The 20,711-nt window shown below is 59.0% G+C and carries 17 protein-coding genes and 1 riboswitch; of the genes, 9 read left to right on the forward strand and 8 right to left on the reverse strand.

The window, feature by feature from the left end; translation table 11 throughout:
• Positions 1–73 precede the first annotated feature (73 nt).
• Both C4S59_RS14985 and rsmI read right to left on the reverse strand, forming a co-directional pair.
• Positions 74–475 carry a YraN family protein gene (locus tag C4S59_RS14985; protein ID WP_103911337.1) on the reverse strand — a complete coding sequence of 134 codons (402 nt, stop codon included), beginning with the start codon at positions 473–475 and terminating at the stop codon, positions 74–76.
• Entirely contained in the window at positions 462–1,328 is an 867-nt protein-coding gene (gene rsmI / locus C4S59_RS14990) for a 16S rRNA (cytidine(1402)-2'-O)-methyltransferase (RefSeq protein ID WP_103911338.1), read from the reverse strand. The genes C4S59_RS14985 and rsmI overlap by 14 nt, the downstream gene beginning before the upstream one ends.
• 2 nt (positions 1,329–1,330) lie before the next feature.
• Between rsmI and C4S59_RS14995 the strand changes: the two genes are divergently transcribed.
• Positions 1,331–2,611, forward strand: coding sequence for a penicillin-binding protein activator (locus C4S59_RS14995; RefSeq protein ID WP_327346570.1), 1,281 nt, complete (start codon positions 1,331–1,333; stop codon positions 2,609–2,611).
• A complete protein-coding gene (locus tag C4S59_RS15000) occupies positions 2,571–5,378 on the forward strand; it encodes a [protein-PII] uridylyltransferase (RefSeq protein WP_103911339.1) in 2,808 nt (935 codons plus the stop codon). Before C4S59_RS14995 ends, C4S59_RS15000 begins: the two co-directional genes overlap by 41 nt.
• A 15-nt stretch (positions 5,379–5,393) precedes the next feature.
• Here the strand turns inward: C4S59_RS15000 and C4S59_RS15005 are convergent, their stop codons facing one another.
• From C4S59_RS15005 to C4S59_RS15020, 4 genes are all read right to left on the reverse strand, one after another.
• Positions 5,394–5,981, reverse strand: coding sequence for a Hint domain-containing protein (locus C4S59_RS15005; RefSeq protein WP_146064550.1), 588 nt, complete (start codon positions 5,979–5,981; stop codon positions 5,394–5,396).
• A 402-nt stretch (positions 5,982–6,383) separates the two neighbouring features.
• Positions 6,384–7,454, reverse strand: a complete 1,071-nt coding sequence (locus tag C4S59_RS15010; RefSeq protein WP_103911341.1) for a hybrid-cluster NAD(P)-dependent oxidoreductase — start codon at positions 7,452–7,454, stop codon at positions 6,384–6,386.
• A 4-nt stretch (positions 7,455–7,458) separates the two neighbouring features.
• Positions 7,459–8,694 (reverse strand): aromatic ring-hydroxylating oxygenase subunit alpha, encoded by a 1,236-nt coding sequence (locus C4S59_RS15015; protein WP_103911342.1) that lies wholly within the window; start codon positions 8,692–8,694, stop codon positions 7,459–7,461.
• A 30-nt stretch (positions 8,695–8,724) separates the two neighbouring features.
• A complete protein-coding gene (locus tag C4S59_RS15020; protein ID WP_103911343.1) occupies positions 8,725–10,761 on the reverse strand; it encodes an NADH:flavin oxidoreductase in 2,037 nt (678 codons plus the stop codon).
• Between the two features lie 335 nt (positions 10,762–11,096).
• Positions 11,097–11,291: riboswitch (cobalamin riboswitch) on the forward strand.
• Positions 11,292–11,401: 110 nt separating this feature from the next.
• Here C4S59_RS15020 and nrdH point away from each other — a divergent pair.
• The 6 genes from nrdH (at position 11,402) to C4S59_RS15050 (ending at position 18,315) form a co-directional block, all read left to right on the forward strand.
• Positions 11,402–11,623, forward strand: a complete 222-nt coding sequence (nrdH, locus tag C4S59_RS15025; protein ID WP_103911344.1) for a glutaredoxin-like protein NrdH — start codon at positions 11,402–11,404, stop codon at positions 11,621–11,623.
• Between the two features lie 13 nt (positions 11,624–11,636).
• The gene (gene nrdI, locus C4S59_RS15030) at positions 11,637–12,053 is read left to right on the forward strand and encodes a class Ib ribonucleoside-diphosphate reductase assembly flavoprotein NrdI (protein ID WP_103911345.1); all 417 of its coding nucleotides are present in this window, start codon (positions 11,637–11,639) and stop codon (positions 12,051–12,053) included.
• Complete coding sequence (nrdE, locus tag C4S59_RS15035) at positions 12,035–14,161, forward strand: class 1b ribonucleoside-diphosphate reductase subunit alpha (protein WP_103911346.1); 2,127 nt, start codon at positions 12,035–12,037, stop codon at positions 14,159–14,161. Before nrdI ends, nrdE begins: the two co-directional genes overlap by 19 nt.
• 9 nt (positions 14,162–14,170) lie before the next feature.
• Complete coding sequence (gene nrdF, locus C4S59_RS15040) at positions 14,171–15,142, forward strand: class 1b ribonucleoside-diphosphate reductase subunit beta (protein ID WP_103911347.1); 972 nt, start codon at positions 14,171–14,173, stop codon at positions 15,140–15,142.
• A gap of 132 nt (positions 15,143–15,274) precedes the next feature.
• Entirely contained in the window at positions 15,275–16,822 is a 1,548-nt protein-coding gene (gene murJ / locus C4S59_RS15045) for a murein biosynthesis integral membrane protein MurJ (protein ID WP_103911348.1), read from the forward strand.
• Between the two features lie 2 nt (positions 16,823–16,824).
• Positions 16,825–18,315 (forward strand): phospholipase D family protein, encoded by a 1,491-nt coding sequence (locus C4S59_RS15050; RefSeq protein ID WP_103911349.1) that lies wholly within the window; start codon positions 16,825–16,827, stop codon positions 18,313–18,315.
• A 3-nt stretch (positions 18,316–18,318) separates the two neighbouring features.
• Here C4S59_RS15050 and C4S59_RS15055 read toward each other — a convergent pair whose 3' ends face one another.
• The gene (locus C4S59_RS15055; RefSeq protein WP_103911350.1) at positions 18,319–19,005 is read right to left on the reverse strand and encodes a rhomboid family intramembrane serine protease; all 687 of its coding nucleotides are present in this window, start codon (positions 19,003–19,005) and stop codon (positions 18,319–18,321) included.
• A gap of 72 nt (positions 19,006–19,077) precedes the next feature.
• Between C4S59_RS15055 and trpS the strand changes: the two genes are divergently transcribed.
• Entirely contained in the window at positions 19,078–20,109 is a 1,032-nt protein-coding gene (gene trpS / locus C4S59_RS15060) for a tryptophan--tRNA ligase (protein WP_103911351.1), read from the forward strand.
• Positions 20,110–20,176: 67 nt separating this feature from the next.
• Here trpS and C4S59_RS15065 read toward each other — a convergent pair whose 3' ends face one another.
• Positions 20,177–20,575: a hypothetical protein gene (locus tag C4S59_RS15065; protein ID WP_103911352.1), complete on the reverse strand. Its 399-nt coding sequence runs from the start codon at positions 20,573–20,575 to the stop codon at positions 20,177–20,179.
• Between the last annotated feature and the right edge of the window lie 136 nt (positions 20,576–20,711).

Raw genomic sequence — 20,711 nt, forward strand, 5'->3', positions numbered from 1 at the left:
CCCGCTTTTTACGCCCCAGATACATGGCGCAGACGGGCGGGACAGGCAATGCCCCCATGCGTCGGAAATAGGATCAGGCGCCGAAAGCGTTCTCAATCACGTCGATGTGACCCTGCCCGTCCATCAAAGCCACGTCAAAACGCATGTTGGTCAGGGCGCTATACCCTTGCGCATCCATGAATTCCTGCGACGCAAGGCAAAGCCGTTCCATCTGCCGCCGCGACACGGCCTGTGCCGCACGGGCATGCGAGCGACTTTTCTTGACCTCGACGAACACAAGGCCATAGCCATCATCCATTATCAGATCAATTTCGCCGGCCTTGCCACGCCAGCGTCGTGCCAAAATCACCCCGCCGCGTTCGAGGTAATGACGTTCAACGCCCTGTTCGGCAGATTGCCCCGCCTGATACGCCAACATCCCGCGCGTCGCCTTTTCAGCGGCCTGTCGGGATATCAGCGGATCATGAATGGTCATCGTTTCTCATCTTCATGGCTTGCTGGTAAATCGGGCGCCGTGGCTGCCCCAGCATTTTAGCGACAAAATCGGATGCATCCCGCACCGACATGGTTTTCAAGGCCTCTTCCAAAGCTGTCGTAACATCGGATTCGCTAATATTTTCCGAATGCCCCCGATCAATCAGCACGACGATTTCGCCTTTGGCGGTGTTTTCCCCGTAATACGAGGCTAACTCGGATAGCGTCCCGCGTCGCGCTTCTTCGAACTTCTTGGTTAATTCGCGGCAGACCACAGCCTTGCGATCCCCGCCCAGCACTTCGGCGGCGTCGCCCAGCATCCCTGCAATCCGTTTGGGCGACTCGTAAAACGCCAAGGTTGCCGGAACGCCCGCAAGTTCGGTCAGTGTTTTCTTCCGTGCGCCCGACGCGTTCGGCAGGAACCCCGCGAACAGGAACCGGTCGGTGGGCAAGCCCGCAACCGTCAGCGCCATGATCACAGCAGCCGCCCCCGGCGCGGCGGTGGCAGGATGGCCTTCTTCTATCGCGCCGCGCAGAAGGTCAAACCCGGGATCGGAAATCATCGGCGTGCCCGCCTCGGAGGCATAGGCCACCGATTTCCCTTCGGCCAAATCCGCCATAATCCGCGGCCGCATCTTGCCCCCGTTATGATCGTGATAGGCCAACACGGGGCGTCCGTTTAGCGCAATGCCGTGGATTTCCATCAACCGCTTCAAAGACCGCGTATCTTCGGCCGCCAGAACATCTGCATTTGCCAAGATATCCAGACTTCTTAATGTGATGTCCCGAGCGTTGCCAATTGGCGTCGCTACAAGGTAAAGACCGGGCGCGAGGCGCGTGTTGACCGGATTCATTGTTGGACCTGTCCTTTGGCTGTTTTAAGATCAACGTGTCTTACGACGCGGACACCTTCGGCCCCGCGTCATATATCGGGGGATCCATTTTCACCATGCTCAACTGTTTTTCCAAAGCCCGCAAGGCGATCCGCGGCATTTTGACGGCTGGCGCCGTCCTGTCGCTGGCGGCCTGTGACGTCACCACGCTGCCCAGTGGCGGGTCCGATGGTGGCAGCGGTCCGAATCTGAAATCGGGTGAAACCGTTCAGATCGCGCTGCTGATTCCGCAATCCGACCCCAACACCGGCAATATTCCGCAAAGCCTCGAGAACGCGGCGCGTCTGGCGATTGCCGAGATCCCGGGCGCGAATATTGAATTGAAAGTTTACGACACTGCAGGTCGTGCAGGCACTGCGGCAGCGCAGGCACAGCGCGCAGTTGATGAAGGCGCGAAACTGATCCTTGGCCCGCTCTTTGGTGAAGCCGCCAACGCAGCAGCCGTAGCTGTGGCCGACGAAGGTGTGAATGTTCTGAGCTTCTCGAACAACACCACGATTGCGGGCGGCAACCTGTTCGTTCTGGGCTCGACCTTTGACAGCGCTGCCGAACGTCTTGTCAGCTATGGCGCCCGCAACGGCAAAAAGAACATCGCCGTTCTGTATCAGAACAACATCGCAGGCCAGCTTGGCCGCAACGCGATCCAGGGCGCGGCGACGCGCAACGGTGGACAGGTTGTGGCTGCAGAAGGCTATGACCTGAACACCGAAAGCCTGACTGCTGCGATCGGTCGCGTGAAATCGGCGACATCCGGTGGCAATGCTGACTCGCTTTATCTGACAGACAGCTGGGATGGCGGCCTGTCGGTGGTTCTGCAACTTGCACCGGAACAGGGCGTTTCGCCGGCATCGACGCAATACGCTGGCATCACCCGTTGGGATGTGCGTTCGGACGGTTTCAAACTGCCGGGTATCGAAGGCGCGTGGTTCGCAATTCCGGACAATGCCTCGACCGCCGCCTTTGAACAGCGTTACGCCGCGCGCTACGGCGCACAGCCCCACGCGCTGGCCGGTCTGGCGTTTGATGGCGTCGCCGCCGTAGGCGCACTGCTGAAAAAAGGTCGCAACGACGCTTTGACGCGTTCGGCCCTGACGCAAGGCGCTGGCTTCCAAGGGGCGAGCGGTGTATTCCGCCTGTTGAACAACGGCACGAACCAGCGCGCCATGGGCGTGGCCACCGTGCGGAACCAACAGGTAGTGATCCTTGACCCAGCCCCACGCTCTTTCGGAGGCGCAGGCTTCTGAGCCCGCAACACTTAACAATCCGAACCTAGACCTAATTGCTCCGGTCGAAGATATCTTTGACCGGAGCGCCATCCGCAAAGACCTGTGGGCGGCCATCGAAGACGCCGAAGACGAACGCGCCGTGCGCAAGGCCACCGTGGCCGTACTGGGCGCAGCCCGCGACAAGGGCCGCGACGTCATCGCCGAAGCTTTCAAAAACAAACCGTTAGAAGCGCACCGCGTGACCCATGCCTATGCGTGGATCACCGATTGTCTTGTCACGCTGACCTACGAGGTCGCGACTGAACGCCTGCACCGCAACCCGAACCCGACCGAAGGCGAACGTCTGGCGGTTATGGCTGTGGGTGGCTATGGGCGTGGTGAAATGGCGCCCTTCTCGGATGTCGATCTGCTGTTCCTGACGCCCTACAAGGTCACCGCATGGGCCGAGAGCGTGATTGAATCCATGCTCTATATCTTCTGGGATCTGAAGCTGAAGATCGGTCACGCATCGCGTACCGTCAAAGACTGCATCCGCCTTGGAGCCGAAGATTTCACCATCCGGACCGCGATGCTGGAAAACCGTTATCTGATCGGTCACCGCGCGCTTGCCCGCGATCTGGAAACCAAGCTGTGGCGCGATCTGTTCAAAGGCACCGAAAGCGAGTTCGTCGAAGCCAAGCTGGAAGAGCGTGACGCCCGCCACGAAAAGCAGGGCGGCCAGCGTTATATGGTTGAACCCAACGTGAAAGAGGGCAAAGGCGGCCTGCGCGATCTGCAGTCTTTGTACTGGATCACGAAATACGTCTACCAGATCGACAACACTGAACGGCTTGTGGGCATGGGCGTGTTCCGCCCTGAAGAATATGAAACTTTCCGTCAGGCGGACCAGTTCCTGTGGACTGTGCGCTGCCACCTGCATCTGATCGCCGGTCGCGCGATGGAACAGCTGACCTTTGACATGCAGGTCGAGGTCGCTGCTGCCATGGGATTCGAGGATCGCGGCGGGCGTCGCGGCGTCGAGGTCTTCATGCAAAGCTATTTCCGCCATGCAACGGCGGTTGGTGATGTAACCCGTATCTTGCTGACATCGCTAGAGGCCGATCACACCAAAGAAGCCCCGCTGATCATGCGGATTTTCAAACGCCAGCCGCGTGTACGGAAGGGCTTTCAGGTGGTGCACGGACGTATCGCGCCGCAAGACGACAAGGCGTTTCTGGCCGACAAGATGAACATCCTGCGCATCTTCGAAGAAGGCCTGCGCACCGGTCTGCTGGTTCACCCCGATGCGATGCGCCTGATCAAGGCCAACCTGCATCTGATCGACGAAGAGATGCGCAACAACAAAGACGCGCGGAAACTGTTCCTTGATCTGCTGCTGAAACACGGCAACCCCGACCGTGCCCTGCGCAGGATGAACGAACTGGGCGTGTTGTCGGCGTTTATCCCCGAATTCGAACCCATCGTCGCGATGATGCAGTTCAACATGTATCACCACTACACCGTCGACGAACACACGATCCAGTGCATCTGGAATCTGTCGGAAATCGAACACGAACATCTGGTCGAAGAACTGCCCGTTGCGTCGGAAATCCTGAAGGAAGGCGTGAACCGGAAGGTTCTGTATGTCGCGCTGTTGCTGCACGATATCGGCAAAGGCCGCGATGAGGACCACAGCGTTCTGGGTGCCCAGATCGCCCGCAAGGTCGCGCCGCGACTGGGCCTGTCGGCCAAAGACAGCGCCACCGTGGAATGGCTGGTGCGCCATCATCTGCTGATGTCCGACATGGCGCAAAAACGCGATATCGCCGACCCGCGCACCGTGCGCGACTTTGCCAAGGCCGTACAAACCAAAGACCGTCTGGACCTGCTCTGTGTGCTGACGGTCTGTGACATCCGCGGCGTCGGCCCTGATACGTGGAACAACTGGAAAGCCGCGCTGCTGCGTGCGCTTTACCGTCAGACCCGCCGTGCGCTGGAAACCGGCCTTGAGGAACTGAACCGCGAAAACCGCGGGACCGAGGCGAAAAAGCTGCTGCGGGAAGAATTGGCAGATTGGGACGGCAAAGACATACGCGCCGAAACGCAGCGCCATTATCCGCCCTATTGGCAGGGCCTGCACGTCACCGCGCATGTGGTCTTTGCCAACCTGCTTAAGGATCTGGCCGACGACGAAATCCGCATCGACCTGCACCCGGACGAGGACCGCGACGCGACACGCGCCTGCTTTGCGCTGACGGATCACCCCGGCATCTTCTCGCGTCTTGCAGGGGCCTTGGCTTTGGTGGGGGCAAACGTTGTGGACGCCCGTACTTTCACCACGAAAGACGGCTACGTCACCGCAGCCTTCTGGATTCAGGATGCCGATGGCCACCCCTACGAGGCCGCCCGCCTGCCCCGTCTGCGCGACATGATCCGCAAGACACTGATGGGCGAGGTTGTGGCCCGCGAAGCGATCAAGTCGAAGGACAAAATCAAGAAACGCGAACGCGCCTTCAAGGTGCCGACATCCATCACCTTCGACAACGAAGGGTCGGAAATCTACACAATCATCGAGGTGGATACCCGCGACCGGCCCGCGCTGCTGTACGATCTGACGCGTACCTTGGCGAACCAGAACATCTACATCGCCTCGGCGGTGATCGCGACATATGGCGAACAGGTGGTCGACAGTTTCTATGTCAAAGACATGTTCGGGCTGAAAATGTATGCGGAAGGCAAACAGCGGTCGTTGGAAAACAAGCTGCGCGAAGCGATCGCAGCAGGCTCTGAACGGGCGCTGACCTGAGGTTCGGCGGGCGGCTTACCAGCCGCCCAGTGCCCGCTCGTGTTCGGGTAGATCGTTGAACGCAATCATCGGGCGCGCCATTTCGCCGTAACCCGACAGGGTCGAGTTGCGCTGAAGCGCCGGAAACAGATCATAGATTTCAGCCGACTTCTTGTCATCCATCGCGTGAAGCGTTGTCTCGGTCGGATAAAAGCTTTCTGCCGGTGCGGCGTTGGCAAACATGATTTCGTGCTGGTCGAACATGATGTGCACGTAGGTCACCGTTTTGATGCCCTCAGCCACACGGGCCTTGCCACCAGGCATACAGGCCAGATCCATCGCACGTACCAGATACTCATCCCCGTTGCGGCGGCGCATGACGACCCCGTGCAACGGCGAGACAAGCATACGCTGGCTGGAGTTGATCACACCACGGCTTAGCGAGATGGGCTTAAGGTAGGGCGCACGTGACAGCGTATTGGCGTCGAGTGTCTTGGAACCAGCCCACACAATCGGCTTGATGCCGTTGTCACGGGTTTGCACCAGATCGCCGGGGCGCAAATATTCGATCGGAATTTCACCACGCGGCGTCAGAATCTGTGTTCCGGCCGCGAAACACACCATTCCGGATTGCTCCGAAAACGGTGACAAAGTTGCTGCATACGCGTTTTTCTTGCGATCTCTGGGCACAGGAAATTCGAAATCCTGTACATCAAAGTCCAGCTTTTGTGCGTTTGAGAAGTCCACTGCTAAACCTGCCTATTACCCACCAAAAACAATCGGCGCAGGTTACAAACTGTTACCCGTTACCGAGCAAAGCACGTGTCAGTCTTATTATTGTTTCCCCAAACAGAGCTTAGGACAGACTGTGCCTTAGCAAGTTCTATGGATGGCGGTGAAGCTGGGCGAACTGCGATCAGAAGTGTGACCATTTTTTGTCTTTTGATACCAATTCGCTCTTTTGGCTGGCACTTGGCGAAACCCGCACTACCTGCGCGGGTTTCGCATTCCTGAAAGCGAAATATATCAGGCGTCGACTTCGACTTTCCCGATCGGGTTCGAACAACATGCGAGAATATAACCGCTTTCGATATCCTCGTCCGAAATTCCGCCGCTGTGCACCATGTGCACATCACCGGACAGTTTCTTGACCTTGCACGTGCCGCAGACCCCGAATGTACAGCCATAAGGGATGCGTACCCCTTCCGTCCGCGCAGCAGACAGAATTGTGTCGTTTTCCGGCAAAGTCGTGGTGACGCCCGAACGGGCAAAGGACACCTCTGCCATGACGGATTCCTGCGGGACGACGTCGTCGATATCCGCCTCGGGGGCCAATGCTGCGGCAGGGGCCTGAAAGCTTTCCTGATGGTAGCGGTTCATGTCGAAGCCCAGCGCATTCAGGCTGTCGCGCACGACCTGCATGAATGGCTCCGGTCCGCAACAATAGACATCGCGTTCCAGATAGTCCGGCGCAATCAGACCGATCATCAGCTGGTTGAAACGGCCCTGATAACCCGTCCAGACCGACCGAGGGTCTTCTTCTTCGACAAGAAACGACAAGCGCAGACCATCCACTCGGCTGGCCATATGTTGCAGACGTTCACGGAAAATCAGGTCGGACGGCTTTTGCGCACAGGCGATGACCCGTGCATCGGGTTCGTCGCCCAAGTCGTACAGGTAAGTCGCCATGGACATCATCGGTGTAATGCCCGACCCCGCCCCGATGAACAGGTATTTGCCCTTGGGGTTTTCCGGCAGGGTAAAGACACCCGACGGGCCATAGGCCTTGATCTTCATGCCTGGACGCAGGTTGTCCAACATCCAGCGCGTGCCGATGCTGTCGGGCTGGGCCTTAACCGTGACGCTGATGTTCAATGGCCGCGACGGGCTGGACGACAGCGTATAGGTCCGCGACAGCGGGCCGCCCGGCACCGGCAGTTCAAGCGTGATGAACTGCCCAGGCTTGTAATCGAACCACGCCCCCGACGGCGCACGGAACGCGAATGTTGCGACGTTCCGCGTTTCCGGAATGACCATGGCGCATTCCAGTTCCTCGGCGTCTGTCCAAGGTCCGTTTTTCTTTTGTGCTCCGGCCATCAAATCATTCCGCTGCAAAGAGTTTCCGGCCCGTCAGGCGACGGGTCATCGTGTCTGCGTACCAGTCGACAAACTGGATAACGCCGCTTTCCTGAACAGTGGAATACGGTCCGGGTTCGTAGGCGGGCGAATTGATGCCTTTCTGGTTTTCCTCAACGATGGCACGGTCTTCATCGTTGGTGTGGGTCCAGACGTCGGTCAGGCGCTCCATTTCGTAATCCACACCCTCTTCGGCATCTTTTCTGACGATCCAGAACGTTGTGACCTCGGTTTCGGTTGTGCTGATCGGCAGCATCCGGAACATCATGACCACGTCGGACAGGAAGTGGTTCCATGTGTTCGGGTAGTGGAAGAACAAAAGCGAGCCCGCATCGCGGAACGGCACTGTGCCCAGCGTCTTTTCGCAGGACGGGCCACCATCCATCGTGTAGCTGACCGATTTGCCCAACAGCGGCACACGCACCAGACGCCACTGGCTATCGGGCGCAATAACAAAGCGCGACGGCAGGCCGGCATCTTCGCAGCGCTGCAGGTGCTTTTCGATCACCGGATCGGCGATGCCGTCACCGTTGCCCGCGATGTTCGGGTTGTCATCAAACGTCACGCACAGCGCAGGGTGCGAGCCCGAGCAGTGATAACATTCGCGGTTGTTTTCCATCACCAGCTTCCAGTTCGCCTGTTCGACGATGCTGCTGGTGTGCGCCACCTTGCAGTTATCAAGCCCGTGCGGCGCGAAGTAACGCTTGGTGTTTTCCTCGACCTTATCAAACGCCGGCGCTTCATCGGCCAGACAGATAAAGATCATGCCCCCTGCATCACGGCAGTGAACGGTTTTCAGGCCGTGTTGCGACGGATCGAAATCATCGCCCATCTCGCGCGCCCAAAGAAGTTTGCCGTCCAGATCGTAGGTCCATTGGTGATAAGGGCAGACCAGTTTTGGCGCAGACCCCATACCGGGTTTGCACAGACGCGACCCACGGTGGCGGCAGGCATTGTGGAACGCGCGGATCACACCGTCGTTGCCACGCACGATGATCACACCGTAATCGCCGATTTGCAGCGCGATATGGTTGCCCGCTTTGGGCAGCGCGCAGGCGGGTGTCGCGAAAATCCAGTCGCTGTACCAGATGTGATGCATGTCCACATCGTGCATCGCAGGGTCCACATAGACATCGCGCGGCAGCGAATGGTTCGGCTTGCGCCGCATCAGGTGGGACAGCATGTCAGAATCTTTAAGCATGGGAGGAGTCCTTAACTTCACGCGATCCGGTCAAAGGTCTTTGACCAGACGCAGGGCATCATAAATTGCAGCATGGGTGTTGCGGGCGGATACGGCATCGCCGATCCGGAACAATTGGAACTGGCCATCGGGGTTTGTGGCAATGGCCTGCGGACGACCATTGATCAGCGCGTCATGATCCACCGCGCCAAGGTTCGAAGACAGCGGTTTCAGATCGAAATAGAGATCGTCCAAGGGCAGCGTGCCATGGTTCACCACGATCTGATCGAAATCACGCTCCAACCCCAGATCGCCATAGTCGCTGTCGATCACCGCCATCAGCCGGTTGCCGTCACGACGCACGGATGTCAGGCGGTAAGTAACAGTGAAGGTCGCCTTCAGCTTTTGCAGGCTGCGCATATAGGGCGTCAGGTTCAGGCCCATGACCTCGGGCGCAAAGCTGCGGTCCGGTGTCATGATCTCGACCTCGGCGCCGGATTGCGCGATCACCTCGGCGGCTTGCAGACCGGCGTGGTCGCCTGCGTCGTCGTAGACCAGCACCTTGGACCCCGGTTTCACATCGCCCGACAGGATGTCCCACGTGGACACGAGCAGATCGTTGCCCTCTTTCAGAACATCGGTATTGGGCATGCCGCCGGTGGCCACAATCACAAGATCGGGGTTCAGGGCGGTCACATCTTCGGCTTCGGCCCAAGTGTTGAACCGGAATTCCACCTCCCGCGCGGCGCACTGCGCCATGCGCCAGTCGATGATCGAAATCATCTCGCGCCGGCGGGGGCTTTGCGCGGTCAGGCGGATTTGTCCGCCTGCGTCGCCTGCGGCCTCGAACACGGTCACATCATGCCCGCGTTCGGCGGCAACGCGCGCAGCCTCTAGCCCGCCGGGGCCAGCGCCGACGATCACCACTTTGCGCGAGGCATCCGCACGGGGAATGTCATGCGGCATCGTCAGTTCACGGCCCGTGGCCGCGTTATGGATGCACAGCGCCTCGCCGCCCTGATAGATGCGGTCCAGACAGTAGGTCGCGCCGACGCAGGGGCGGATGTCATCCTCGCGGCCTTCAACGATCTTCCGCACGATATGCGGATCGGCCATGTGCGCGCGGGTCATGCCGACCATATCCAACAGGCCAGCCGATACCGCATGGCGCGCTGTTGCCACATCGGGGATCTTCGAGGCATGGAAGGTCGGCAATCCGATTTCGGAGCGGATGCGACCGGCAAAATCCAGATGCGGGGCGTTCTTCATGCCTTGCACGGGGATCACATTGGTCAGCGCCGCGTCGGTATCGATACGGCCGCGAATGACGTTCAGGAAATCGACCTGACCGGTGTCCTTCAAACGCCGCGCGATCTCTAGCCCCTCATCCGGTGTGATGCCGCCGTCGATGGTCTCGTCCGCTGTAAAGCGTAGACCCACAATAAACTCCGGCCCCACCCGTTCGCGGATCGCGTCCAGAACGTCGTAGGTAAAGCGCATCCGGTTGTCCAAAGACCCACCATAAGGCGCGTCCAATTCGTTCAGCCGTGGCGACCAAAAAGCATCCATCAAATGGCCGTAGGATTCAATCTCGATCCCGTCGAGCCCCGCCGCCTGCATCCGTTCCGCCGCATCGGCGTAGTCGGTGATGATGCGCGCGATGTCCCAATCTTCCAGCTTCTTGGGAAAGGCCCGATGCGCCGGTTCCCATTCGTGCCCTGTGGACACCGACGGCAACCAGTCGCCCTTGTTCCATCCGGTCCGGCGGCCCAGATGCGTCAGCTGGATCATCACCGCGCAGCCGTGTTCGTGGCAGGCATCGGCCAGTTCGGCCATCCACGGCACGACCTCGTCCTTATAGGCAAGGATGTTGTTGAAAGACGGCGGGCTGTCGCGCGACACGATCGCGGACCCTGCTGTCATCGTCAGCGCGACACCAGCCTTGGCGCGTTCCTGATGGTAGGCGCGATAGCGTTCCTTTGGCAAACCATCGACCGGATAGGCCGGTTCGTGGCTGGTGGTCATGATTCGATTCTTCAGCGTCAGATGCTTGAGCTGATAAGGCTGCAAAAGGGAATCATTCGACATGGCGCTATGCTTTGCTGGACGGAGGACTGGCGCCCCTAAAACAGGGTGGCCTCCCCAAAACTGCCAGACCCGTGTCAAGCGACGCGCTTATCCGCGACACGGTCGGGTTCAATTGCGACGCTTATTTGCAACGCTCATTTATCGCACCTTTCAGATGCCGGTTTTTTGCGCAGATTTCGAACAGCAAAAGTTACCGAAGTTTCCTGCATAAAAGCCCAAAAGATTCGCGCCTTATCCGACTTGGGCACGAGAGTTCCAGACCCTGATTGACGAAAAAATCGAAAAAATTTCACCTGTCGGAAGATACAAGATATTGACGCGACCGCCCCTAGAGATACTATCAGCGGTGTTCTAGCAGCGGCAGCACACGCCGTCGTGAAAAGGGAAGACCGGTGAAAATCCGGCACTGCCCCCGCAACTGTGAGTGGTGAGTTTTATGCCCATAATCCACTGGCGCTAAGGCGCTGGGAAGGCGGGTAAAAAACGACCGAGCCACAAGTCAGGAGACCGACTGGAACACGACAGATTACGACCACGAACGGAGGGTTCGGGGCGCTGGTTCCTTGTGAGCTATAGGCGGTTTTTCTGCCCGGCACCCGTGTCCCTGCGATCAAAAAAACGACAGGCAGAGGGGCCCACAATGACAATCACAGTTTACTCCAAACCGGCATGCGTTCAGTGCACAGCAACCACCCGCGCACTTGAAGCGAAAGGCATCGAATTCGACGTGGTCGATCTGACAGAAGACGACGACGCGATGGAGCGTGTGACCGATCTTGGCTACCGTCAGGCCCCCGTTGTGATTGCCGGCGACGCGCATTGGTCGGGCTTTCGTCCCGACCTGATCGGCTCTTTGGCCTGATCTGTCAGGACCGATGTCGGCGCTGGTCTATTTTTCATCCCGCTCGGGAAATACCGCACGTTTTGTGGAACGGCTGGAACTGCCCGCCTTCCGCATCCCGCGCGATCCCGACGGCGTGATGCCAGCGCCCACCACACCTTTTGTTCTGGTCACCCCCACATTCGCAGATGGCGAAGGGCGCGGGGCGGTTCCGAAACAGGTGATCCGGTTCCTGAACGCCCCTGAACGTCGCGCAGGTCTGCGCGGCGTTATCGCAGGCGGTAACCGGAATTTCGGCGCGACTTACGCGCTGGCGGGGGACGTGATTTCCCGCAAATGCAATGTTCCCGTGCTCTACCGGTTCGAACTGGCTGGCACTGATACCGACATCGCCCGCGTGAAAGACGGGCTGGACAAATTCTGGAGAACGGAATGCTTGATCACGGCCTGAACGGCACACAGGATTACCACGCGCTGAACGCGATGCTGAACCTTTACGACGAGGACGGCAAAATCCGTTTTGATGCCGACCGTATGGCCGCGCGTCAGTATTTCCTGACTCACGTCAACCAGAACACCGTCTTTTTCCATTCGCTGGAAGAGAAGCTGGGATACCTGGTGGACGAAGGCTATTACGAGGCAGAGGTTCTTGATCAATATGATCGCACCTTCGTCCACCAGTTATGGAACGCGGCTTTCGCGAAAAAGTTCCGCTTCCCGACATTTCTGGGCGCCTTTAAATATTACACCGCCTACACGCTGAAAACGCGCGACGGCAGCCGCTATCTGGAACGCTACGAAGACCGCGTTTGCATGGTCGCGCTGGCGCTGGCACGCGGCGACGAAAAACTGGCCACACGCCTGATGGAAGAAATCCTGTCCGGCCGCTTCCAGCCTGCGACGCCAACATTCCTGAACGCCGGTAAGAAAAGCCGTGGCGAGCTGATCTCGTGCTTCCTGCTGCGTCTGGAAGACAACATGGAATCCGTTGGCCGTTCCATCAACTCGGCCCTTCAGCTGTCCAAGCGAGGCGGCGGTGTGGCCCTGATGCTGACCAACCTGCGCGAAGCGGGTGCGCCGATCAAAGGCATCGAAAACCAGTCGTCCGGCGTGATCCCGATCATGAAGCTTCTGGAAGACAGCTTTTCCTATGCCAACCAGTTGGGTGCGCGTCAGGGTGCCGGTGCGGTTTACCTGAACGCCCACCACCCCGACATTCTGCGCTTCCTCGATACAAAGCGCGAAAACGCTGACGAAAAGATCCGCATCAAGACGCTGTCCTTGGGCGTAGTCATTCCCGATGTGACGTTCGAACTGGCGAAGAAGAACGAAGACATGTACCTCTTTTCGCCGCATGACGTGGAAAAGGTCTATGGTGTGCCGTTCTCGGAAATCTCGGTCACCGAGAAATACGCCGAGATGGTCGACGATGGCCGCATCCGCAAGAAAAAGATCAACGCCCGCGAATTCTTCCAGACGATTGCGGAAATCCAGTTCGAGTCCGGCTATCCCTACATCATGTTCGAAGACACGGTGAACCGCGCCAACCCCGTCGAGGGCCGCATCACCATGTCGAACCTGTGTTCGGAAATCCTGCAGGTGAACGAGGCGTCCGAGTTCAACGATGACCTCAGCTACAGCCATCTGGGCACAGACATTTCCTGTAACCTCGGGTCGCTGAACATCGCGAAAACCATGGACGGGCCGGACTTTGGCGCGACCGTGGAAACCGCTGTGCGTGCGCTGTCGGCTGTGTCGGAAATGTCGGCGATCGACTCGGTCCCGTCTATCCGCCGTGGCAACGATGAAAGCCATGCGATCGGCCTGGGCCAGATGAACCTGCACGGTTATCTGGCACGTGAAAATGTGCACTATGGCAGTGCAGAAGGCATTGAATTCACGTCTGTTTACTTTGCTGCGATCACCTACCACGCGATCCGCGCATCGAACATTCTGGCGCGTGAACGGGGCGAAAGTTTCAAAGGGTTCGAGAAATCGAAATACGCCGATGGCACCTATTTCGAGAAATACACAACCCGCGACTGGCTGCCGACCTCGGACAAAGTGACCGAGATGTTTGCGGGCACGGAGCTGCCCACGCGCGATGATTGGGCCAAGCTGGCCAAGGACGTGGCCGAACATGGGCTTTATAACCGCAACCTTCAGGCGGTGCCGCCCACAGGCTCGATCAGCTACATCAACAACTCGACCTCTTCGATCCACCCCATCGTGTCCAAGATCGAAATCCGCAAAGAGGGCAAAATCGGCCGCGTTTACTATCCGGCGGCCTACATGAACAACGAAAACCTCGAATACTACCGCGATGCCTATGAAATCGGCCCCGAGGCGATCATCGACACCTATGCCGCTGCGACCGAACACGTCGATCAGGGCCTTTCGCTGACGCTGTTCTTCCCTGCCGAGGCCACGACCCGCGACATCAACCGCGCGCAAATCTATGCGTGGAAGAAGGGCATCAAAACCATCTACTACATCCGCCTGCGCCAAGAGGCCCTTGAAGGGACCGAAGTGCAGGGCTGTGTTTCCTGCTCGCTCTGAGGACTGGCTATGAAAGATCTTGCATCCCCGACCATCCCCCGCGCCATCAACTGGAACCGGTTGGAAGACGACAAAGACCTTGAGGTCTGGAACCGTCTGACCGTGAACTTCTGGCTGCCGGAAAAGGTGCCGCTGTCCAACGATGTCCAAAGCTGGGCCACGCTGACCGAGAAAGAACAACAACTGACGATCCGCGTCTTTACCGGCCTGACACTGCTCGACACGATCCAGAACACCGTGGGCGCCCCTGCCCTGATGCCCGATGCGCAGACGCCCCATGAAGAGGCCGTTCTGACCAACATCGCCTTCATGGAAGCGGTGCACGCACGGTCCTATTCGTCGATCTTCTCGACGCTGTGTTCGACGCGCGAGGTTGACGCCGCTTTCCGCTGGTCGGAAGAAAACGAACACCTCAGCGCCAAAGCGGCTCTGATTTTGGACAAATACGACGCGGTCGCAGACCCGATGAAGCGCAAGATCGCCTCGGTCTTCCTGGAAAGCTTCCTGTTCTATTCGGGCTTCTATCTGCCGATGTACTGGTCCAGCCGCGCCAAGCTGACCAACACCGCAGACCTGATCCGCCTGATCATTCGCGACGAAGCGGTGCACGGCTACTACATCGGCTACAAATTCCAGCGTTCGTTGGAAAAACTGTCGGACGAACGCAAGGACGAGTTGAAGGACTTTGCCTTTGGCCTGATGTTCGAGCTTTATGAGATCGAGTGCAAATACACCGCCGAGCTTTACGACGACATCGGCCTGACCGAAGACGTCAAAGCCTTCCTGCATTACAACGCAAACAAGGCGTTGCAGAACCTCGGGTACGAGGCGCTGTTCCCGCCTGCGCTGTGCGAAGTGAACCCCGCCATCCTGGCCGCCCTGTCGCCGGACAGCGAAAACCACGACTTCTTCTCGGGCTCGGGATCGTCCTATGTGATCGGCAAGGCCGTCGCGACCGAAGACGAAGATTGGGATTTCTGATCAATCACGGATCATCGGCGCATAACCGCGACCTGAAAGACAAAGGGCCCGTTGCAGCAATGCGACGGGCCTTTTTAGTGCCTGCGCAATGGGGTATCTGTGGTCAGAATTCTTGGGGCAGGACCGCAGTTTATGAAACCCATTCGCCTGATTTCCGGCGTCATGACCGTAGGCTTTTGGACATTGGCCAGCCGTGTGCTGGGCGTGGTGCGGGAAATCTTTCTGCTGGCGCTGATCGGCCCCGGCCCTGTGCTGGATGCTTTTGTCGCGGCCTTCCGCCTGCCCAACATGTTCCGCCGCCTGTTTGCCGAGGGCGCGTTCAACGCGGCCTTTGTGCCGATGTTTTCGCGCAAATACGAGGGCGGCGAAGACCCCCTGAAATTCGCCCGCGATGCGATGAACGGTTTGGGCTTTGTCCTGCTGATCCTGTCGGCATTGGCGATGATCTTCATGCCCGCGCTGGTCTATGCCACGGCCAGCGGGTTCGAAGGCGACGCGCGGTTCGATCTGACGGTCGGCTATGGCCGGATCATGTTCCCCTACATCCTGTTCATCTCGCTCGCTGCGTTGTTTTCCGGCGCGCTGAACGCCACAGGGCATTTCGCAGCCGCCGCAGCAGCGCCTGTCTTGTTGAACATCTTTGTCATCACCGCATTGGTCAGCGCACAGCTATTCGGGGCCGAGGCGATCACGCTACTGGTCTGGACCGTGCCGCTGGCAGGCATCGCGCAACTAGCATTGGTCTGGGTCGCGGCAGAGCGCGCAGGCGTAAAACTTCGCCCAGGTCGCCCGCGCTGGACCGATGACATGCGAAATCTGGTGCGCGTGGCGATCCCTGCCGCGTTGGCAGGTGGCGTCATGCAGATCAACCTGCTGGTCGGCCAACAGGTTGCGTCGCAATTCGATAAGGCCGTGGGCTGGCTCTATGCCGCCGACCGTCTGTATCAACTGCCCTTGGGCGTGGTGGGCATTGCCGTGGGCATCGTCCTCCTGCCCGACCTGTCCCGCCGCCTGAAAGCCAACGACACAGAAGGCGGCCGCGCAGCGTTTTCCCGCGCCGGTGAAATTGCGCTAGCCCTGACGATCCCTGCATCTGTCGCGCTGATCGTGATCCCGCTGCCCATCGTGTCGGTCCTGTTCGAACGCGGCGCAACCAGCGCCAATGACTCGGCCGCCATTGCGCTGGCGGTCGCGATCTACGGCTTGGGTCTGCCGGCCTTCGTGCTGCAAAAGGTGCTGCAACCGCTGTTCTTTGCCCGTGAAGATACCAAGACGCCCTTCCGCTATGCGCTGGTGGCGATGGTGGTGAACGCCGCCCTAGCGATCGGCCTTGCCCCCTATCTGGGCTGGATCGCACCGGCGATTGCCACAACGACCGCAGGCTGGGCGATGGTGTTCCTGCTGATGATCGGCGGGCGCCGCATGGGCGAGGTCGCGCGTTTCGACGACCGTTTCCGCAAGCGCGTGATCCGCATCTGCATTGCCTCGCTCGCCATGGGCGGGCTGCTTTGGGGCGCGCTCTGGGCCCTGACGCCGCTGCTTAATGCTGCTGGCTGGCGCTATCCCGCTCTGGTCATTCTGATCATGGCTGGTATCGTCGGCTACGGCCTGATCGGCCAAGCGGTGGGGGCGTTCCGGTTGTCTGAATTTGCCTCGGCCTTCAAACGGAAGAAAGGCTAGGCATGGCGATCACCCCGCTGATCACAGCAGCAGAAGCATACCCGGCGCTTGAACAACTGGCCGCAAATGCCGAACAGGAACTGATCCTGTCGTTCCGCATCTTTGATCACAAGACACCCATCATGTCGCCCGATCTGCTGGAACGCGGGCTGAACACATGGGCCGACCTGATCCACTGGGTCGCGCGCAAAGGCGTGGTGATCCGCATCATTCTCAGCGATTTTGATCCAGTTTTTACCCCGCAACTGCACCGCTCTGCTTGGCTGCATGCCACAGGCTTTGCCGACGGGATCGAAGGCGATGTACAAATCCTATGCGCGCCCCATCACCAGAAGGTCGGCAAAGCGTGGACGACCCTTCTTTGGCCGATGATCCGCCGCCGCATGCGCATTCTGCGGGACGCCGACAGCAACCGCCTGACCCCTGTTCAGCGCGAGGTTCTGCAATCCGGCCCGATGCTGCGCCCTGCGACGCTGCACCAGAAATGCGCGGTCGCGGATGGCGAACACTGCATCATCGGCGGGATCGACGTGAACCCGCGTCGCTATGACGACAACGACCATCAGGGCGATGCAGAACAGACGTGGCATGATGTATCGCTTCAGATCGACGGGCGCTTTGCGGATGCCCTGCGCAGCCATCTGATCGACACGTGGAACGCCGCGTTGGAGCACGGGCAGGCACGATCTGTCGGCGACAAAGCCTTTCCGATTAAACTGACCAACCGTCCCCAGACGACCGAGGACCTGCGCCTCTTGCGCACCATGTCGCTGCCGCGCGACGGGGCCTTTGCCTTTGGGCCGCGCCACCACATCACCGAAAACGAAGATGTGCTGATCAAGGAACTGAGGTCGGCCAAGGATCACATCTACATCGAAACCCAATTCCTGCGGCACAAACCCGTGGCAGACGCCATTCTGGCCGCAGGCCGCGCGTCGCCCGTGTTGCAGCTGATCATCGTCATGCCGCCCGAGCCCGAGCGCATTCTGTTTGACGGACACACAGGCTGGGACGCACGCCATGCCCACGCGCTGCAATCGCGCTTGCTGCATCGGTTGCGCGATGCCTTCGGGGATCGGCTGGCGCTGATTTCACCGGCCCAAGCCGAACGCGCCCCTGAGGACATGAATGGCGAACTTGAGGCCGCAGGCCCTGTTTACGTGCATTCCAAGGTCACGCTGATTGATGGACGTCTGGGCATTGTCGGGTCCGCCAATCTGAACGGGCGGTCCCTGCGCTGGGATACCGAAGCCTCGGTTGCCTTCACCGATCCCGATCTGATCCAGACCATCCAGTCACGTCTGGCCCGCAAGTGGCTGGGGATCGACGGCGATTTGCCGGACGTAACCCGCGCGACCGTCTGGAATGAGGCCGCACAAAAGAACGCCGCGCTTTCGCCGGAAGAGCGCGCAGGCTTTGTCCTGCCCTACCCGCTGACCCGGGCGCGCAAGTTTTCGCGGCTTATGCCGATCCTGCCCAACGATATGTTCTAGGGTTTATCGTTCGCGGATGCGGTGCAGAAGGTGCTGGAAACCACCGGGCACCAGCAGCACAGACAGCGCAAAACCGGTGACAAAGCCCACGACCTCGGCCACCCAGTAATATCCAACGGTCACGAAAAGCCCGAAGATCAGCTGCAATGCCAGCAGCACGCCGATCAGCGAAAACGCCCGGATTTGCGATTCACCCAGGGCCCCCAGCCGCAGCCATAGCAAATAGGTAAACGCCCCGATCAAACCGTAAACCGCCGGAAACGCGCCGATCAGGGGCGGTTGCCCCACCGGCAGCGCTGTATAGGCCAAACCACCCGCCACCGCGCAGGCGAAAAAGATTGCGACCATGCGCACCGGCCCCATGACCTCGGCCACCATCTTGCCCAGCGCCAGAAGCATCACGCAGGCAAACAGCGTTGATGTGAAGGCCCCGTGGATAAAGGGATAGGTGAAAAACCGCATTACATGTTCCGCAGGATAGCGGCCCGTGCCCCACATCCATTTCACCACGTCACCGAAAAACCCGTATTTCTCGATCGCCGCAATGCGCCAGCCCACCGCCGAAGGCCCGCCGACCAGCCCTTTTGATCCCAGATAGAAGGCGATCTCGACGCCCGCGATGATCAGAAACAGCGCCACTACAACCGGCGGGATCGGGTTTACGGGGGCTGCGTTATGGTCGTGTGTCATGGTCGCTCGCTTGACGGGGTTTCGCCCCATGGGTAAGCCCTCGGACACAATAACACCAGATGGAGAACGCCCATGACCGAGGGGGTCCAAACCTCTCCCGCTTTCACGCCGCGTGTTTTCTCAGGCATCCAACCCTCGGGTGGCCTGACGCTCGGCAATTATCTTGGCGCGCTCAAGCGCTTTGCAGACACCCAGAACAAGGGGATTGAATCGATCTATTGCATGGTCGATCTGCACGCGATCACCGTCTGGCAGGATCCGGCCAAGCTGGCCCATGCCACACGCGAATTGTGCGCAGGCTTTATTGCCTCGGGCATCGATCCGGAAAAATCGATCCTGTTCAATCAAAGCCAGGTGCCCGAACACGCGCAGCTTGCGTGGATTTTCAACTGTGTCGCACGCATGGGCTGGATGAAGCGCATGACCCAGTGGAAGGACAAGGCCGGCAAGAACCAGGAAAACGCGTCCTTGGGCCTGTTTGCCTATCCGGCGCTGATGGCGGCAGACATTCTGCTGTATCACGCGACGCATGTGCCCGTGGGCGAGGATCAGAAACAGCACCTTGAACTGACACGCGACATCGCGATCAAGTTCAACAACGACTTCGGTGTTGAATTCTTCCCTGTGACCGAACCGGTGATCGAAGGCGCGGCCACGCGTGTGATGTCGCTGCGGGACGGCTCCAAGAAGATGTCGAAATCTGATCCCTCGGACATGTCGCGCATCAACCTGACCGATGACGCCGACGCCATCGCCACCAAAATCCGCAAGGCCAAAACTGACCCCGAGGCCCTGCCTTCGGAAGTGGACGGTCTCGAAGGCCGCCCCGAGGCGCGCAACCTTGTGAACATCTACGCCGCCCTGTCCGACCAAACGGTTGAACAGGTTCTGGCCGATGTCGGTGGCAAGCAGTTCTCGGAATTCAAACCGATGCTGTCGGAACTGGCCGTCACCAAGATGACGCCGATTTCCACGGAAATGGCCCGCCTGATGCAGCATCAGGACGAAATCGATGCGATCCTGCGTCGTGGTTCGGAACGCGCCCGCGAAATCGCGTCGCCCATTCTGGCCAAGACCTATGAAATCGTCGGCATGGTGCGCTGATCACCATTCCCTGAAACGAAAAAAGGCCCGGACGATCCGGGCCTTTTTTGTATCTTGATGAACCTGCTTAGGTCGGATCCTGGACCACGATTTCAGGTTCGCCTTCAGGCTCTGGCTGCGGTGCGGGGTCGTCATCATCCTTGCCTTCGATATTGGCAAAGCCGACACCGAACTGCGCGTTGCGCTGCAAGAAGTCATAGCCCAGCATGCCCACGCCGTTTTCAAAGTTATAGCCAACGGCCACACCTGCGCCGAACTGGTTGCTCGTCGGATAGAACGTACCCGTCAGACCGCCTGTGAACTCTTCCTCAGTGTTGTCCGACCAGACACCTGCCGTGATGCCGATGCCGCTTGCATTCTGTCCACCAAAATTAAATGTGACGCCAAGGCTGAATGCAGGATCAGCATAAACCGGTTGTGCAATCGCAGTTGCCGCAGCAATTGCGGCCAGAATTTTAAGTTTCATTTATCTAAGCTCCTAAAAAACACGGGAAAGATACCCGTCAAAGGTGAGTCCGTCAAATATGGAATGTGTCTACCAGTGTAAACCGGCAGCATTACACTGACCGGACTTTTGGATCCTGTGCTCCTCTGACTGGAAG

The sequence above is a fragment of the Thalassococcus halodurans genome, from assembly GCF_900108225.1.
Lineage (GTDB): Bacteria > Pseudomonadota > Alphaproteobacteria > Rhodobacterales > Rhodobacteraceae > Thalassococcus > Thalassococcus halodurans.

Coding starts and splice junctions, on each gene's coding strand:
- C4S59_RS15015 (WP_103911342.1), bottom strand. CDS start 8,694: ATGCTTAAAGATTCTGACATGCTGTCCCACCTGATGCGGCGCAAGCCG.
- nrdF (WP_103911347.1), top strand. CDS start 14,171: ATGAAAGATCTTGCATCCCCGACCATCCCCCGCGCCATCAACTGGAAC.
- C4S59_RS15005 (WP_146064550.1), bottom strand. CDS start 5,981: ATGGTGTGTTTCGCGGCCGGAACACAGATTCTGACGCCGCGTGGTGAA.
- nrdE (WP_103911346.1), top strand. CDS start 12,035: ATGCTTGATCACGGCCTGAACGGCACACAGGATTACCACGCGCTGAAC.
- C4S59_RS15010 (WP_103911341.1), bottom strand. CDS start 7,454: ATGGCCGGAGCACAAAAGAAAAACGGACCTTGGACAGACGCCGAGGAA.
- C4S59_RS15050 (WP_103911349.1), top strand. CDS start 16,825: ATGGCGATCACCCCGCTGATCACAGCAGCAGAAGCATACCCGGCGCTT.
- nrdI (WP_103911345.1), top strand. CDS start 11,637: ATGTCGGCGCTGGTCTATTTTTCATCCCGCTCGGGAAATACCGCACGT.
- nrdH (WP_103911344.1), top strand. CDS start 11,402: ATGACAATCACAGTTTACTCCAAACCGGCATGCGTTCAGTGCACAGCA.
- C4S59_RS15055 (WP_103911350.1), bottom strand. CDS start 19,005: ATGACACACGACCATAACGCAGCCCCCGTAAACCCGATCCCGCCGGTT.
- C4S59_RS15020 (WP_103911343.1), bottom strand. CDS start 10,761: ATGTCGAATGATTCCCTTTTGCAGCCTTATCAGCTCAAGCATCTGACG.
- C4S59_RS15065 (WP_103911352.1), bottom strand. CDS start 20,575: ATGAAACTTAAAATTCTGGCCGCAATTGCTGCGGCAACTGCGATTGCA.
- murJ (WP_103911348.1), top strand. CDS start 15,275: ATGAAACCCATTCGCCTGATTTCCGGCGTCATGACCGTAGGCTTTTGG.
- trpS (WP_103911351.1), top strand. CDS start 19,078: ATGACCGAGGGGGTCCAAACCTCTCCCGCTTTCACGCCGCGTGTTTTC.
- C4S59_RS14985 (WP_103911337.1), bottom strand. CDS start 475: ATGACCATTCATGATCCGCTGATATCCCGACAGGCCGCTGAAAAGGCG.
- rsmI (WP_103911338.1), bottom strand. CDS start 1,328: ATGAATCCGGTCAACACGCGCCTCGCGCCCGGTCTTTACCTTGTAGCG.